Origin of the sequence: Paenibacillus allorhizoplanae (assembly GCF_927798215.1) — a bacterium.
GTDB classification, from domain to species: Bacteria; Bacillota; Bacilli; order Paenibacillales; family NBRC-103111; genus Paenibacillus_E; species Paenibacillus_E allorhizoplanae.
On sequence record NZ_CAKMMW010000022.1, the window covers coordinates 94,192 to 110,678 of the forward strand.

General features: G+C 44.6%; 16 protein-coding genes. 10 read left to right on the plus strand and 6 right to left on the minus strand.

Annotated features, from left to right (window positions below):
- Nucleotides 1-134 precede the first annotated feature (134 nt).
- Nucleotides 135-1,403 carry an FAD-binding protein gene (locus tag L6I86_RS27350; RefSeq protein ID WP_236291592.1) on the plus strand — a complete coding sequence of 423 codons (1,269 nt, stop codon included), beginning with the start codon at nt 135-137 and terminating at the stop codon, nt 1,401-1,403.
- Nucleotides 1,404-1,405: 2 nt separating this feature from the next.
- The gene (locus tag L6I86_RS27355; protein WP_236291594.1) at nt 1,406-2,062 is read left to right on the plus strand and encodes a hypothetical protein; all 657 of its coding nucleotides are present in this window, start codon (nt 1,406-1,408) and stop codon (nt 2,060-2,062) included.
- Between the two features lie 60 nt (nt 2,063-2,122).
- Here the strand turns inward: L6I86_RS27355 and L6I86_RS27360 are convergent, their stop codons facing one another.
- Nucleotides 2,123-4,465, minus strand: coding sequence for a beta-propeller domain-containing protein (locus L6I86_RS27360; protein WP_236291596.1), 2,343 nt, complete (start codon nt 4,463-4,465; stop codon nt 2,123-2,125).
- A gap of 172 nt (nt 4,466-4,637) precedes the next feature.
- On the opposite strand from L6I86_RS27360, the gene L6I86_RS27365 reads away from it, so the two are divergent.
- The 3 genes from L6I86_RS27365 (at nt 4,638) to L6I86_RS27375 (ending at nt 8,151) form a co-directional block, all read left to right on the plus strand.
- Nucleotides 4,638-5,501, plus strand: coding sequence for a metallophosphoesterase (locus tag L6I86_RS27365; RefSeq protein ID WP_236291597.1), 864 nt, complete (start codon nt 4,638-4,640; stop codon nt 5,499-5,501).
- 270 nt (nt 5,502-5,771) lie between these two features.
- Complete coding sequence (locus tag L6I86_RS27370; protein ID WP_236291600.1) at nt 5,772-6,629, plus strand: SDR family NAD(P)-dependent oxidoreductase; 858 nt, start codon at nt 5,772-5,774, stop codon at nt 6,627-6,629.
- The gene (locus L6I86_RS27375; protein ID WP_236291602.1) at nt 6,616-8,151 is read left to right on the plus strand and encodes an AMP-binding protein; all 1,536 of its coding nucleotides are present in this window, start codon (nt 6,616-6,618) and stop codon (nt 8,149-8,151) included. Before L6I86_RS27370 ends, L6I86_RS27375 begins: the two co-directional genes overlap by 14 nt.
- Nucleotides 8,152-8,192: 41 nt before the next feature.
- On the opposite strand, the gene L6I86_RS27380 is transcribed toward L6I86_RS27375, so the two are convergent.
- Nucleotides 8,193-8,447 (minus strand): hypothetical protein, encoded by a 255-nt coding sequence (locus L6I86_RS27380; RefSeq protein WP_171634792.1) that lies wholly within the window; start codon nt 8,445-8,447, stop codon nt 8,193-8,195.
- Between the two features lie 151 nt (nt 8,448-8,598).
- On the opposite strand from L6I86_RS27380, the gene L6I86_RS27385 reads away from it, so the two are divergent.
- Genes L6I86_RS27385 through L6I86_RS27395 form a run of 3 tightly spaced genes read left to right on the plus strand, consistent with a single transcriptional unit; the run spans nt 8,599 to nt 11,644 of the window.
- Nucleotides 8,599-9,294, plus strand: a complete 696-nt coding sequence (locus tag L6I86_RS27385) for a DUF421 domain-containing protein (protein ID WP_236291604.1) — start codon at nt 8,599-8,601, stop codon at nt 9,292-9,294.
- Nucleotides 9,295-9,336: 42 nt separating this feature from the next.
- Entirely contained in the window at nt 9,337-10,053 is a 717-nt protein-coding gene (locus L6I86_RS27390) for an ABC transporter ATP-binding protein (protein WP_236291606.1), read from the plus strand.
- On the plus strand, nt 10,040-11,644 hold the full coding sequence (locus L6I86_RS27395) for a hypothetical protein (protein WP_236291607.1): 1,605 nt from the start codon (nt 10,040-10,042) through the stop codon (nt 11,642-11,644). The genes L6I86_RS27390 and L6I86_RS27395 overlap by 14 nt, the downstream gene beginning before the upstream one ends.
- 57 nt (nt 11,645-11,701) lie before the next feature.
- Here the strand turns inward: L6I86_RS27395 and L6I86_RS27400 are convergent, their stop codons facing one another.
- From L6I86_RS27400 to L6I86_RS27415, 4 genes are all read right to left on the minus strand, one after another.
- Complete coding sequence (locus tag L6I86_RS27400; RefSeq protein ID WP_236291608.1) at nt 11,702-12,790, minus strand: Gfo/Idh/MocA family protein; 1,089 nt, start codon at nt 12,788-12,790, stop codon at nt 11,702-11,704.
- Nucleotides 12,791-12,872: 82 nt separating this feature from the next.
- Complete coding sequence (arsC, locus tag L6I86_RS27405) at nt 12,873-13,301, minus strand: arsenate reductase (thioredoxin) (protein WP_236291610.1); 429 nt, start codon at nt 13,299-13,301, stop codon at nt 12,873-12,875.
- Between the two features lie 29 nt (nt 13,302-13,330).
- Nucleotides 13,331-14,623 carry an arsenic transporter gene (locus tag L6I86_RS27410; protein WP_236291611.1) on the minus strand — a complete coding sequence of 431 codons (1,293 nt, stop codon included), beginning with the start codon at nt 14,621-14,623 and terminating at the stop codon, nt 13,331-13,333.
- Between the two features lie 9 nt (nt 14,624-14,632).
- On the minus strand, nt 14,633-14,956 hold the full coding sequence (locus L6I86_RS27415; protein ID WP_236291615.1) for an ArsR/SmtB family transcription factor: 324 nt from the start codon (nt 14,954-14,956) through the stop codon (nt 14,633-14,635).
- A gap of 228 nt (nt 14,957-15,184) precedes the next feature.
- On the opposite strand from L6I86_RS27415, the gene L6I86_RS27420 reads away from it, so the two are divergent.
- The gene (locus L6I86_RS27420; RefSeq protein ID WP_276574902.1) at nt 15,185-15,532 is read left to right on the plus strand and encodes an ArsR/SmtB family transcription factor; all 348 of its coding nucleotides are present in this window, start codon (nt 15,185-15,187) and stop codon (nt 15,530-15,532) included.
- Nucleotides 15,533-15,601: 69 nt separating this feature from the next.
- Nucleotides 15,602-16,399 carry an arsenite methyltransferase gene (locus L6I86_RS27425; protein WP_236291616.1) on the plus strand — a complete coding sequence of 266 codons (798 nt, stop codon included), beginning with the start codon at nt 15,602-15,604 and terminating at the stop codon, nt 16,397-16,399.
- The last annotated feature ends 88 nt before the right edge of the window (nt 16,400-16,487 follow it).

Below are 16,487 nucleotides of genomic sequence, written 5' to 3' on the forward strand. Positions count from 1 at the left end.
AGATCTTTCTACTTAAGGATAGCTTTTTTCATTGTCAGCCTTATTGCTTAGCAGACGTTGACTTTGCTGAGGGGGATAAATGCATGTAAAATATAATTTGTCCCACCTTAGAAGAGTGAAGGGAGTACTTACACATGAATAATCGCAACTGGGCTGGCAATTATACGTACAGAGCCGCCAATTATTATGTTCCCGCAAATGTAGAAGAAATACAAGCGTTGGTGGCAAGCAGTCAACAAATCAAGGTGCTTGGCACACGACATTCGTTCAATGGCATCGCCGATTGTACGGAAAGCTTGATTTCGCTTCAGAACCTGAATCGGGTGATATCGCTTGATCGAACGAACCATCGGGTAACGGTTGAAGCAGGCATTCGCTATGGTGAGTTAGGCGAGTATCTCCACGCGAATGGGTATGCGCTGCACAATCTCGCTTCTTTACCTCATATTACAGTTGCAGGCGCATGCGCCACCGCAACACATGGTTCTGGTGATCGCCATGGCAATTTGGCGACAGCTGTTTATGCCATGGAAGTGGTCATAGCGGATGGAACTATCGCGATGTTCTCCCGTGAGCATGAGAATGGTCATCTTGCTGGTGCAGCTGTTGGACTTGGTGGATTAGGTGTCGTCACGAAAATCACCTTGGACGTAGTCCCATCCTTTCAGATGTATCAGCATGTGTACGACAATGTGCCATTAGCGCAGCTTGAAGCGCACTTCGATGACATTTTCTCCAGTGGTTATAGTGTCAGCCTTTTCACAAACTGGCAGGAATCTTCGTTCAATCAACTGTGGAAGAAGCAGGTAATCAAGGATTCATCCTCCGCCGCTGTGCAGGTGGAACCTGAATTGTTCGGAGCCAAGCTCGCTGATGCACATCGTCATCCCGTGCCAGGCCACACCTCCGAGAATTGCAGTGAACAGATGGGAATACCAGGACCTTGGCATGAACGAATGGCGCACTTCCGGATGGATTTCACGCCAAGTGCAGGGGAAGAATTGCAGAGCGAATACTACGTGCCCCGTCAACATGCATATGCGGCACTGTGTGCGCTCGACAGTATCAAAGAGCTCATATCGCCCCTGCTTTATGTTTCTGAGGTACGTACAATTGCGGAAGATGATTTGTGGATGAGTCCCTGCTATAAGCAGGAGATGGTGGCTTTTCATTTTACATGGAAACCGAATTGGGAAGCTGTTAAGCAAGTACTGCCTATCATTGAACAGCATCTCGAGCCTTTCGAGGTTCGACCGCATTGGGGCAAGCTGTTTACGATGTCGCCGGACCGAGTACAGTCGCGGTTTGAGAAGCTGCCTGAGTTTCAGCAACTGCTTCGCCAATGTGATCCGCAGGGGAAATTCCGCAATGATTTCTTGAAAACATACATCTTGGGAGACTAATGATGCAAAGAATCGGATGCTTCCATGCCCATTATTCGAATATTGAACATATTGACAACGCCCTGCGCAGTTTGAATGTGGAGCTCATTCATTATGTTGATCCTGGTCTGGATCGGATCAAGCAGGATGCGGATTTCACGACCGAAATGGCTCAAAAAAAAGTGCTCGACACACTGAATTGGATAGCCCAAAGTCACGTAGACGCAATTTTAATAACCTGCACTTTTTTTACAGCCATATACGATGGCAATGTTCATCCTTTTCCAATTCCGATCATCAAAATTGATGATCCACTGTTCGAAGAGATCTGTCAGCTGGATCAGCCTGCGATGATTGCATTCACGAATCCGAGCACCGTACAAGGAACGATGAATCAGTTATCCCTTTATGCCGCTAAGAAAGGAATAGCATTAGAAGCAGTGCCTGTCCTTCTGGCGAATACTTTTGATCTGATTATGCAGGGTAAGAAGAGTGCATACATCGAAGCTGTCACACAAGGATTGATCGATGTGATCGAGGAAAACCCAACGAAGCGTGTGGTTGCTGCCCAGCTTTCGATGGTTCCAGCTGCTCAGGCTGCTGAGAAGCAAACGAAGCGCGTTGTAGGCAATCAACTCGTTTCATTAGCCTCTTATCTCAAAGAGGTTTTAGCCATATAAGCTGGCCCGAGTCAAACAAAAATCCCCGATCCTAATAGGATTCGGGGATTTTTGGCTTACTTACGGTATGGCTACTGTATTCTTTTCTTTCAGCGTACTAATCTCGTTCGCTTTAATGAATCCGTTCGAAACGGTATACAGGGTGTCGCCGATATAGAGAACGCGCTGGACCTGTTTGTCACCGGCATAGAAATGCTGCCCGGCTTTACTCAGATCTTCCTGCGAGAGATGGGTGATGCCGCCGCGGAACTGGAACCCTTTTTCCAGATCAAGATTGTAAACGTACGCCCCTTGGAAAGCAAAGCTTCCGTATGCGCTAGCCGAATTTTTCGAATTGCTGGCCGCCGGGTCGAGTTTCATCACCGAAACAGGGAAGGAAAGGAGATTTTTCTCCTTGGAAAAGAGTAAAGCACGATGATTGTACAGCAATTCAGAATCCGTTCCCCGATCCCCAATCAGCTCCGTAAATTTCTCCTTCGGATTATTCACATCGGATACATCGAACAAAGCTACTTTCATGCCTTGATAATAGGCGATGGATTGTGAGCCTGCCGCGTTTTTGTTCTCGACTTCAACGGTATCCTTGCCGAAGCCAATGATATGGTTTTCATCATAAGGATGCAGATAATTGCTGTAGCCTGGGATCTTTAATGCCCCTAACAATTTCGGCTGATCAGGTTGCTTTAAGTCTAAGACGAATAGCGGGTCCGTGTTTTTAAAAGTAACCATATAAGCGCGGTCGCCCATGAAACGGGTAGAATAGATGCGCTCGCCAGGCGCTATGTTTAAGATCTTACCTTCCTCTTTCAGGTTCGCGTCAAGGATGTAGACGTGGTTTTTCGATGTGCCCTCATCTGTCCGCCAGACTTCTCCTGTGGTTGTAGCAAGACGGAGGTGACCGTTATGCTCATCCATCGCGAATTGATTGAGTAGATGACCAGGCACTTTGCCGGTGTTTTTATATACAGCCTTCCCATTGTTCAGCCCAAATTGATAAAGAATCGTGTCTTGCTGTTGATCTTCATAGGTTGTGGCAGCCACGTATAAGTTATCTTCCGAAGCGTACACGTTCTGTCCCGAGCCAAGGTAAGAGGTGACATTCATCGTCTGAGTAAGATCGTTAAGATTAAGACCTCCGACGAGCACATAGCCCGGCTCGAGAGCTTTCGGCAAATAGTAGATTTGATCTAACGGAATCGAGGTGAAAGAATCACCTGCCGAGGAATCTCGGTAAGCTGGGGCTAGTTCTTTTTTGGCGTCATCCGTATTCGCCATTTCCCGATAGTTATAGTAATTGACATATTTATTGGCGATAAAATAAAGCGATGTCCCGATTTTACGGGAAGAAATATAGTTGCCCTCAAGTTCAACTTCTTTAACTAACTTCAGGTTACTCCGATCCGCGAGATCGTAAACCATGACCTTCGTTGTAGCCTGCGATCGGATAGGTGAAATCATTCTCTTGTCTAAAATGCCGATACTGCTGCTGCTGGCGGCCTCATTATATGGCACGGGTTTGAGGTTTTGATAGGATTGCCCCAACACGATCAGATGTGTATCGTCCACATAGATTTCACTCGGTTGGAACTGCGTGTTTGAGGTGTTGGCCGCTTTGGGGAAATCAAGAATGCTCAGCACTTTCATCTGATCTGCGGGATACGCTTGGGTGACGACGATCCGCTGCTTATTCACGGTATAGATGTACGTTCCATCTGACTTGACGACATCCGATTCATCCACACCTTGCACTTGCACATTCGTTCCAGAGTACTCGGGTGACACGGGTTTGGCCGAGTCTTGGACCGCGACACCAGCACTGCCGGCGGCCGGTGGCGCTGAGGATGTAGTGGAAGAGTCAGAGATAGCTGATTTTGCTATGGCAGCATATGCACGCATCCCGTTGCTTTCATTCTGCGTTAACAGGGTAACTAAATGGTCATAGGTACCCACAACCGGCAAACTGTCCGTTTGCTTGGTGATGTTAACGGAACTAGTTGCTGAATCCCAGCGAACCACATGATTGACGCTCTCCATAAAGAAACGCAGTGGGACGTAGAGGGAGTCACTTACGATTTGAGTACTACCGTTCATGGTGGTTGCTTTCCCGTTAACGTTGGCATAGTCCGCATTTAGGGGCAGCTTCAGCTCGTACCCATTGCGTGTAACGACAGCTGCTCGTTCTGCTTCATTCCAGGTTACTTCCATGTCTAAAGCGGTTGCAAGATCGCGAACTGGCGCCATCAAAATCCCTTTCATCATACGTGGCTGCTGCGAAAAAGCGATCGGTTGGCCCTCAAGCTTGACGATCGTTTCCTGACCAGCATTCGTAGAGACAGGTGTAAAAGCAGATGTTAAGAGGATTGCGGTCATTAGGAGGCCTGCGGCCAAAACCTTTTTCTTCATCTAGCTCATCCTTTGCTTCGTTATTGTAGGTTTCCATTATTTTTATCTGTATCCACTAAACGGATGGCATTAAAGATTTGTTGCATGCTGTTGGAAATATTTCTCTGGAAACTGGCTAGGGTAGTTAGCGATGAAATAGCAAGATAGCCCTCATTTGTTATATGATTGGTATATGGAAAATAAAGAGAAAATGAGTCGTCGTTCTTTTTTGAAAAAGGGACTGCTGTTAGGCGGTAGTCTATTATCTGTCCCCCCGTTAAGTTACGGGTATGCCACGTGGGTTGAGCCCCGTTGGTTGCAAGTTGAGAGCATTTCATTGGCTTTTCCTACACTGCCGGAGGCATTCAAGGGATTGCGGGTTGTGCAATTCAGTGATCTACACTTTGGATTTCATTTGGATATCAAGAAATTAACCAAGGTCGTCGAGGTCATTCAAGCTGAGAAACCAGACATCGTGTGCTTCACCGGTGATCTCGTCGATTATGAGATTGGTGGGCAAGGTCAAGAAATACGGGATGTTTTGAAGACAATTACGGCTACATATGGCTGCTATGCAGTGCTAGGCAATCACGATTATTATGGCGATGTTGAAGAAGTGGCAGATGTGCTAGATGGTGGTGGGTTTCGCTGCCTGCGTAATCGGGGACTACGGATTCAGAAAGGCAGCCAATCCATATGGATCGCTGGCGTAGAGGACATGTGGGAGGGTGTTCCTAATCTTAAAGCGGCGCTGCAGTCAGCGAAAAAAGAAGAATGGGTACTCCTGTTATCCCATGCACCGGATTATGCGGATGTTGTTGCGGCAGCTGGAGGCGTCCATTTGCAGCTATCGGGGCATTCCCACGGTGGTCAAGTAAGACTCCCGATCATTGGGCCACTAGCTTCCGTGCCGTATGGCGTCAAATATCCTTCAGGACTCTATCAGGTAGGGAACAATCCATCCCTTACCCTTTACACGAATCGAGGGATTGGGGTGTCGGTTCGTCCCATTCGGTTCTTGTGTCGGCCTGAGATTACGGTGTTGACGTTGGTTTAGAGAGTTATTTATTTGCTAGTGACGATGTGCGCAGCTAGATCGCACTATGCCATGTGTATCGAAATAAAGGGAGAACCTACATTTAATTTCGTGAGAATTCCCGATTTTATAGGAATAACTGTAAAACCTACATTTAATTTCAAACGATTGCATCAGAAACAGTAGTAACTCAAAAATTAGCTGCATATTTTCCAGTTAAACAAAAAATGCCAGCTAAAATCGGAAAAATAGCAGTAGATTTTCCAGTTATTTAAAGAAGGTCGTGAACTCATGCCAAGTGCTAGCTTACATACGCTTCTCGCATATCTCTTATTCCCACCGACGAAGTTAAACAGACAGAAGCTAGCGCGCCAGCTAGCAGGCAAAACGGTCCTAATAACTGGTGCCAGTTCCGGAATCGGAGAACAACTAGCTTATCTGCTATCCGAGATGCGGGTTCATCTGATCTTGGTAGCCAGACGAGAGGCGAAGCTCCAGGCAATGAAGAGTGAAATCGAAGTGAAAGCAGCAGCCCGCGTAAGTGTGTTCCCTGCGGATCTTCGAGATCCGAAAGAGATGGAGGGATTGCTAACCTTTCTCCATCAACTGCCAGATGGGCTCGATATCGTCATCAGCAATGCGGGGCATTCGATCAAGCGTTCTATTCGGGAGTCGTTGGACCGTTATCACGACTTCACGCGTACGATGGCGATTAATTATTTCGCGCCCGTTCAACTATTGCTCTCTACCATACCGCTCCTTGAGCAAAATCAAGGACATATCATTAACATTTCGACGGTCAATGTGATGCTTATTCCTATGCCCCATTGGGCGGCGTATCAGGCATCAAAGTCAGCTTTTGACACGTGGTTTCGGTCCGCCGCACCTGAACTGAATAGGATGGGGATTGCCACGACCTCGATCTATCTCCCGCTTGTAAGAACGCCTATGATTCTACCAACGGCAGCGTATCGCAAAGCACCGGCCATGTCCCCAACTCATGTCGCCAAGATGATCGGTAAGGCCATCTATACCAGAAGGCAAACGTTCAAACCGTGGTGGTTGATTTTCGGGGGGCTAGTTTCCTTATTTTTTAGAACAATGCCTAGATTATCAAGGAAAAAGGGTAATGGCCATGAGGATGTTTAAACTGATCTATGTGTTGTATCAAATAAGACTGCTCTCGCTGGTCGCTATGTTCCGGTTAGCCTCCGCCATCTACGCATCGGGCACCAATCTGATGGCTCTGTTGCAATTTGCAGCAAGAACCTATGGTGACAAAATCGCGTTAGCGGATGAGCAGGAAACCTTGACGTATAGTCAATTGTTTGCACAATCCAAACAGCTTTCGGCCCATTTAGAGAAGGAATACCGACTTACTGGCGGTAAGAGAGTGGGTTTCTTGTGCAAAAACCACGCATCTCTAGTGAAAGCCGTCTATGCGGTTTCTTTTACAGGGGCGGACATCTATCTAATGAATGCGGAAATGAGTAAGGATCAATTGCAGGGGATCCTGGCGAGGAAAGATTTTCACCTTGTGGTCTATGACGACGAACTAAGTGCTTTGCTTGAGCAAACAACGTACATGAATGCCAAATTGCCCAGCTATCATCCTACCTCATCTGCGATCAATAACTTACCTATTACATCGGATTCTGAAAAGCAAAAGCAACGCCGAACGTCCTCCGGGAAATTAGTGCTGCTGACAGGAGGAACAACAGGCAAAGCCAAAGAAGCGGCGCATCAACCATCGCTATTCAATTATTTGAATCCTTTCTCGGCATTCCTGACCCGTTTGCAAATCCTCAACAAGCATACAGCCTATATTGCGACGCCTATTTATCATGGTTATGGTGTAGCCGTGTTGCTGCTTTTCTGCGCATTGGGCAAAAAAGTAGTCATTCAACGCGGATTTGATGCAGAGAGAGCCTGTCGATTGATTCGGGAGCATCAGGTTGATATCGTAACGGTAGTTCCCTTAATGGTTCATAAAATGTTAAAAACGAACGCAGACGATCTGAAATCCCTGTCTTGTATAGCTTCAGGCGGAGCTGAGCTCAATCCGAAACTGGTCCAAGAGACGCAAAGTCAATTGGGAGAAGTTCTGTACAATCTGTACGGCACGTCGGAAGCGGGTTTGAATATCATTGCAGTTCCGCAGGATTTGACCTACTCCGCACACACGATTGGCAGAAAGATTAACGGTGTTCAATTAAAAGTCATGGATGATCAGAAAGTAGAAGCTCCCATTGGCAGCGTAGGTCAAATTTGTATTCGAAACAATTGGTCGATGCGAAACAAGGCAAGTGCATGGATCGAGACCGGCGATTTGGGCTATCGGGATGAGAAGGGGTATTACTTTTTGCGTGGGAGAGTAGATAGTATGATTGTTTCTGCGGGGGAGAATGTGTTTCCGTTCGAAGTGGAACAAATCTTGCTCACTCACCCCTTCATCGAGGATGCAGCCGTCTTGGGGATAGCGGATGAGCTTTTTGGACAGCGATTGAAAGCGTGGATCCAGTTAGTACCTGGTACGGAAATGACGAAAGATGAACTCCTAGATTGGTTGCGCGTTAGATTGGCACGATTTCAGTTGCCCAAGGAGATCAGCTTCGTCGAGCATTTGCCCTATACACCTTTAGGGAAGTTGGATAAAAAGGCGTTGATATAAGAAATGACCACCACAGGATTTCGTTGTGATGGTCATTTTTTTTAGAGGAACGGTCTGAACGGAGAACAAGGTCTAGATTCCACAAGGAAAATGGCTAAGAGATCAAACAGAACTAACGGAAGGAGAAATGGCAGGAATGAGATATGTGCTTTCTTTCCATTACGTGTTTGTTTCAAATAGACCTTGTGGCCGTCGACTTTCACAATCGTGCCACGGTAAGTGCCGTGTGTCGTTTTTATCGTTACTTCTCGATTGAGGTACTTTTTACAAATCAAATAAGAATCGGATCGCGTCAAGGGAATACCCCCTTTCTAGCTTTATTAATCTAGTATATGCCCGTCCCATAGAACAAGTGTGTGTGTTTAGAAATTCAGCATACTTTAATAAGGTTCATTATCAATATGTGGTATTATTTGTTATACAAACACTCCGAAGGGAAAGATGAAGGTGGATACCAGTCTTTATGTAAGTATCGGTGTCAAGCTTACAGTCGCTTTAATAGGTCTTTTGATCATGACTAGGCTGCTGGGAAAAAAAGAGATCTCTCAATTGACCGCCTTTGATTTCGTTTCCTCTTTAATGCTCAGTGAACTAGTCGGCAATACGATTTATGATGATAACATTCATCTTAGCCATCTACTATTTGCTCTGATTATCTGGACGCTTCTAGCGCTAGGTTTGGAAAAGTTTATCGCACGGTTCCCCAGACTTTCCCGCTATGCCGCGGGAACACCAGATCTGATTATCCGGGCAGGTGTGATTGATTTCAATGCAATGAAGCGCAACAATCTCGATTTCGCCCAATTGGGCATGCTGCTTCGGGAAAATAATATTTTCTCGCTGCGCGAAGTGGCCTATGCCTTGTTCGAGACGAACGGCAGCATCAGCGTGCTGCTCCAGAAGGACCCGGAAAAGATCAGCGGTAATGCAGAAGACCATCAAGGCACCGTCAGCCTTCCGGCCTACATCATTGAAAACGGCAGCATCAATGAAGATACATTGAAGCGCCTCGGGCGGGACAGGAGTTGGGTGGAGCAGCTTTTGCAGCTTAGCGGAATTACGCATCATGAGCGTGTGCTTTTCGCGGAATGGTCGGATTCGAGTGGTCTGTATTATCAGCTAAAGGAAACAAATAAAGCGTAGTCCGATAAGTTCAGCATACTGAAACGAAAGGAGGAGCAGCAATTGCGTCTAATCTTAGAAAATATCGTTAAGCGATATGAGGATAAACAGGTACTTCAGGGAGCCGGATTCACCTTTGAGACAGGGAAGATATATGGGCTGCTAGGGCGCAACGGAGCAGGCAAAACGACGTTGTTCGACTGCCTGAGCGGAGAGAAGGACATGAATAGCGGACAGGTAATGTTGGAGGAGAATGGCCACACGCGGAAGCTAAGCGAGCAGGATGTTGGTTATGTATATTCGTTGCCGATTCTGCCCGAGTTTCTGACGGGCTATGAGTTTGTGAAGTTTTTTATGGATATTAATCGGGGCAAGCTGCAGATGGAGCAGACGATTGACGATTATTTTGACATGATGAGCATGACAACGGAGGATCGCCATCGACTGATTAAAGGCTACTCGCACGGAATGAAGAATAAGCTGCAGATGTTGCTATTTCTCATAACGAAGCCGCCGATCATTCTACTCGATGAGCCGCTCACCTCCTTCGATGTCATTGTTGCACTGGAGATGAAGAATATGTTAAGGGAAATGAAGAGTGATCATATTCTAATTTTCTCCACGCATATTTTGCAATTGGCTTCTGATTTGTGTGATGAGCTGATTGTGTTGAACAAAGGGAAATTGTCTGCCGTGCCGTCCGAGCTGCTGCACAGCGCAGAATTCGAGCAAGCGGTCATTAATTTGCTTAAGGATGAATCCCATGATGAGAACGCTTAGTACGCTGCTGGCTATTCGTACATCCATTAGGGTAAACCTACTCATTTATTACATTCAGAAGCTGCCGTTAATCGGCAAGCTAGTAAAGAACAGCTTCTACGCTAATTTGAATTTCAAAAAAGCTATTTCTGTTATTGTGCTGCTGTTCAACCAGTTATGGGGAGTAATGCTTCGATTTGTGTATCTAGGGATACTGATATATTTTCCTGTGATCGCAGTAGGAAAGGGATTGTCAGAAGCAGATCAGCTGCAGCAATTTATACATGTTTTCACCATTATCAGCTTTGTGGCGGCAGCCGTCAGCAGCGCGAGTATACTTGAACCAAAACGGGAGAAATACATAGCAGTTAAGCTGATGCGATTGTCTCCAACGAGATATATGTTGGCTTCGCTAGGATATCGCTACGTGACTTTTTTGGTGTATCTACTACCTGCGATGATTCTGTTCGGCACACGCTTGGGAGCAACCGTCTTTGAAGCAATTCTGTTATCTATATTGATCACATTATGGCGAATTCTAGCGGAGTATGTGCATCTTAAGATTTTTGAGAAAACCAGCATTGTATTGATTAAACAAGCCGCCCTCGTCTGGAGCGTCCTTATTGTTGGATATGCCGCTGCCTATTTGCCGCTTCTGCTGGGCAAGGTTCTGTCTACAGAATCGTTTCTTATGAGTTTGCCTGTCTGTATCGTTATTACAGCTGGAGGGCTGTTCGCATCCATTAAGCTGTCACGCTATTCCGGTTACCGAGGAGTTGTTGATGCCGCAAGCAAAAGGGATGATCCTCTGCTGGATATAGGCCGTATGATGACGGATGCGCAGATGAAGAGCGTAAAGTCAAAGGATAGCGACTATACCGTGAAGCTGAACCAGCAGGATAAGCTTGAGACAAAGGAAGGCTATGCGTATCTGAACGCAATTTTCTTTCTCAGACATCGCAGCCTGATTAGCAGCCCTGTTAATAAACGATTAGCTATCATCGGCGCTTTCGGAGTGGCGGGAGTGATCTTCATGGTCCTATTCCGCGGTCAGTTGAAGGACCAGCAATGGAGTTTGGAAATGATCTTCCCCTTCTTGCTTCTGATCATGTATTTCATGTCCGTTGGAGAGAAAATTTGCAAAGCAATGTTTTACAACTGTGATCTAAGTTTGATGCGGTACGGCTTCTATCGCAGCGCAGCCTATAGCCATTTCCTGATTCGCATTAGAAGAGTGATGAGCTTAAACATGGTGATTGCCGCCTCTCTTGGGGTGTCACTAACAGCTATTAACGTAGCAATAGGAGGGGAGTGGCTGAGCAGAGAACTGCTTATGCTTTGGGTCTGTGTTCTATCATTGTCGGCTTTTTTTACCGTGCATCATTTGTTTATGTATTATATTTTCCAACCGTATTCGACAGAGCTAAATTTGAAAAACCCACTGCATCTCATCGTGAACATGGTTGTGTCATCCTCGTGCGGTATTAGTATTATTTTGAGAATACCGGTAGTACCATTCACTGTTACTATATTTGCTATGACGCTGATTTACTTGGCTGTTGCCCTTGTTCTTGTGCAGAAGTACGGGGAGAGAACGTTTCGGGTGAAGTAATCTGGCTGCGGTAGTTTGTCAGCAAGTAAAGGCACCCCAATGGGGTGCCTTTACTTTTCATGCGTTTTCGGCCCATGGTTGCCGAATCGACACGACTGTCTCCCCGGTTCTAATAGCCTGTTCAATCAGCATGCCGATATAGTGGTCCTGAGAAGCTTCCGGAAGACCATAAAATCCGGGACCACCCTCGGCATAAATCGCCATTTTCTTCAAACAGACTGCAATAGCAATTTCATCGTCATATAATCTAGCAGGCATGAAGGGGTTTTCATATACCCATTGTTCTCCCGCCATAATTCCTTTAAGGAAATAACCTTCCGCGTTCTCATACTCACCTTTATTGATACGTTTTAATTCCATTTGAATCTGTGTACAGAAAGGATCTTGTATGCTAATCCGATTATCGAAAATTTCTCCCCGTTCCCCCCTAATACATAAATGGTTTGAACGGGTCCATGAACGATGTTGATCCTTGGTGAAATCGTAAATCCCCAGCTTTCCACCAAAATCCAACCATGCTATATCTCTCTCTGACTTAATTAATTTATCTTCTGTAGGCGGACCACCTCGGTTCGGACCAGCGACCCAATCGGATTCAAATCTCATTCCCTTAATACTGACTTCTTCAAAGCGCACTCCTAACATTTTCCGCATTAAGCTTACTGCATGATAGAACTGAGTTATGGATACTGTCACTTGATTCACATTGCCTAATTGTCCTGACGTAATAATCTTATGTCGAGCTTCTTGTATAGGATGAAATTGGTATTGCTCAGCGATTTGAATTCGCGCGCCTTGACGGGTAAGCTTGTTGTGCAACTGCAGCAAACCATCCAGATCAGGTGCAGGAGGTGTTTCTGTAAGTACAGGAATTCCTCGTTCCGCCAGCTGCAGCATATAATCGATAGCGGCCGATGCGTTGATAGATAGGACAACAAAGTCCGGTTGTTCATTCTCCAAGAGCTGATCCAGTGTCCGATAAGTAGTCACTTTCCATAAGTCTTCCATAGCCCTTCCCTTGGATTCGTCACGAATTACCATTCCACTAATACAAAATTGTTCTGGAAGAGCCTGTGCAATTCTTAGGAAATACTGTGCGCGAAAGCCTCCACCGCCTATAATGCTGAATGTTATTGGTTTCCCCATCCATTACACCGCCTTCTTCAGTCGTAGCTTCGTTGTAGCAAATATAAATTTCATAGTCAAGCTTTAGAATCTATTAATCATATTAATTGCCTTCTTTCACAAATTGTTCGATCCTGTTTTTAATGGAATCACGAACTTCATGGAATTTAGCAGTAATTTCTTCTTCCGTCCCAGTCGCTTTTGCAGGATCGTCAAATCCCCAATGCCATCTTACTGCCTTATCATTTCGAACAACGGGGCAGTTGTCGTTAGCATGACCGCACAAAGTAATGATGTAATCCGCTTGAGCCAACATTACTGGATCAATCACATCAGAGGTATGGTTCGAAATGTCGATACCAGCTTCTTTCATCGTTGCTACTGCACGTGGGTTTAATCCGTGAGCTTCTAAACCGGCACTTTTCACTTCATATTTGTCTCCGCCTAAAGCTTTTAAATAGCCATCAGCGATTTGGCTGCGGCATGAGTTTCCTGTGCAAAGAAAATAAACGAAAGGTTTTTTGTTTTCCATGGTTTTAGTTCTCCTTTTTTTGTATGGGATTATGCAATAATGTGAAGCCATAAATAAAGTCCTGTAAGTGTAATCAAGAGAGTAGGGACAGTAAGGATGACACCTGTTTTAAAATAATTGCCCCATGTGATTGTTACACCTTTGGTAGACAAAACATGTAACCATAATAGTGTTGCAAGTGACCCGATCGGTGTAATCTTAGGTCCAAGATCACTTCCTACAACGTTGGCGTAAACCAATGCTTCTCTAATAATCCCATCTGTGTTCGTACCTTTGATGGCTAGAGCATCAATCATAACAGTCGGCATGTTATTCATGATGGAGGACAGTATAGCAGATAAGAAGCCCATTCCCACTGTCGCAATAAACAATCCTTGTCCTGCTATGTTCTCAACCAACTTTCCTAGGGCATCGGTGAGACCGACGTTTTTAAGACCATACACCACGACATACATCCCGATTGAGAATATAACGACAGCCCAAGGAGCATCTTTGATCACTCGTGTAGTTTCGATTACCTTACTAGATCTAGCCATCAAAATGAAGATCAGTGCCACGAATCCTGCGATGATGGAAACAGGGATTTTAATAAATCCACTAATCACATAAGCGACGAGAAGGATGCCAAGAATAACCCACGACATTCGGAATAGCCGATGATCTTTGATGGCATCTGAAGGCTGCTTTAATTCCTTCATATCGTAATTCGTTGGTATGTCCTTTCTGAAGTAAACGAACAAGACACCCAAACTTGCCGCCAATGAAAATAGGCTTGGTACGATCATGCGGCTTGCATAGGTGACAAAATCGATACCGAAGAAGTCCGCCGATACGATGTTGACTAAGTTGCTGACGACGAAAGGCAATGAAGTGGTATCCGCAATAAAACCACTCGCCATGATGAACGGTAAAATCATATGATCTGGAAGTTTTAACGCTCGAACCATTGCTAATACAATCGGAGTTAGAATTAATGCGGCACCGTCATTGGCGAAAAATGCGGCTACTGCCGCGCCTAACAAAATGACATACACAAACATGAGTCTTCCATTGCCTTTCGCAATTCGCGCCATATGCAAGGCTGCCCATTCAAAAAAACCGATTTTGTCTAAGATTAAGGAAATGAGAATGATGGCAACAAAGGCGAGTGTAGCATTCCAAACAATAGAGGTAACCGTCATTACGTCGCTAAAAGACACAACTTGGAAGAGAAGAGCAAGGATTGCGCCGCCAGAAGATGACCATCCAATGTTGAGGCCCTTAGGCTGCCAAATTACAAAAGTTAATGTAAGCAGAAAAATAAGTACCGCTACGTAAGTCATGGTTTCCTCCTAATCGCAGCAATTTAGATCTTTACATGATACTGCGTTTACGTTTTCTTTTTGCGATGGCAGGTACTGAAAAAACTCGTGCAAAAAGGGTTTGTCCTCAATGTTTAACGAATAAAAAACCCATTGGCCCTTTTTCGCTTCCTTTACTAAACCACCGGCTTTGAGCTTTCGCATATGCTGGCTCACATTGGGCTGACTAGTTTGTATGAGTTCAACAATCTCATATACGCATAGCTCACGTTCTTTGAGCAGGGAGAGAATAGTGAGTCTCATTTTGTCCCCAAGAAGCTTACATACATCAGATAACTTTTCAATTTCAGGCAAAATAACTCACTCCTTTACTATTCGTAATCATTTTCTCGACTCAGTTTTCACCGTAAATCATTATATAATTACTTAGTTATATAATAAAAGTTAAGGTTTTGTAAATTGCTAACTGAAATAGATGTTAAATAGATCAAAATAAATTGATTTATATCTTGAATCTTATAATTTTGATGTGTTAAGATATATTCATCAAATAAATTTGATTTAGGGAGGTGTTAAGAGGTGATTAAAGAACTTCCTATTTTTTCGAAGGATGAGAATCAAGTTGATTTTTCGAAATACGAGCTCCAGTTTAAAGCGTTAGCAGATCAGAAACGGTTGCAAATTATGTATGAGCTTACTCAAAAGGGAAGTGTCTGCGTTTGTGATTTAGTTGATATTGTAAACATGCCACAGTCAAAGTTATCGTATCATTTGAAGATATTACTTGATGCTAATCTGATTACGAAAGAGACCAAGGGTACTTGGAGTTATTATGAATTAAACCACGTAGAGGTTAACCGGTTACTCTCACCAGAATTATGCTGTATCTTCCGAAAAAGCGAAAATCAATCAAGCGAATGTTGCTCGTAACCCACACAGGTGGGTTTTTAAATGACCTATTAATCAAAATTTCTTGATATAACAAAGGAGAGATGATCCATGAGTCAGGTTCAAAATGATGAGGTACGTCAACATGTTCGCAATCGCTATAAACAGATTGCAATCGAGAGTATTCCTAGTTCAGCTTGTTGCTCATCCACTGCGCCAGCAACAAGCTGCTGTAGCACACCCGATGAGGTTTCCTCAAAATTAGGCTACTCAAATGAAGAGCTTAATGTTGTTCCAAGTGGTGCGAATCTTGGGTTAGGTTGCGGAAATCCTCAAGCAATTGCCTCACTAAAATTGGGAGAAGTTGTTCTTGATTTAGGTAGCGGCGCGGGATTCGATGTGTTTTTGGCATCTAAACAAGTTGGAGAACCGGGTAAAGTTTATGGAGTTGATATGACGCCAGAGATGATTAGTCGTGCACGTCAAAATGCACAGAAGCATGGATATGAAAATGTAGAGTTTCGTCTCGGTGAAATTGAGCATTTGCCGATACTGAATGATTCGATTGACGCTATTATTTCAAACTGTGTTATTAATTTGTCACCGGATAAGCAGCAAGTTTTTAATGAAGCTTATCGTGTATTAAAACAAGGCGGTCGTTTGGCGATTTCGGATGTAGTAGTGACTTCTGAACTTCCGGCAGAGTTAAAAAGTGATCTTAATTCACTAGCTGGCTGCGTTTCAGGTGCATCTACCATTGATGAAGTCATGGTATTCCTGCAAAGAAGCGGATTTCAAAACGTTGTTGTTGAACCAAAAGATGATTCTCGAGAATTTATTAAGGATTGGATGCCAGGCGCAAACGTAGAAAACTATATTCAATCGGCAATAATCAAAGCAATTAAATAACGCAGAATTATAGTTGGGGCTTGCTTCGCGCAGCTCCTTTTTTGTGTATTAAAGTAACGGAAGTTTAATGTAACTTTATCAAGTGATA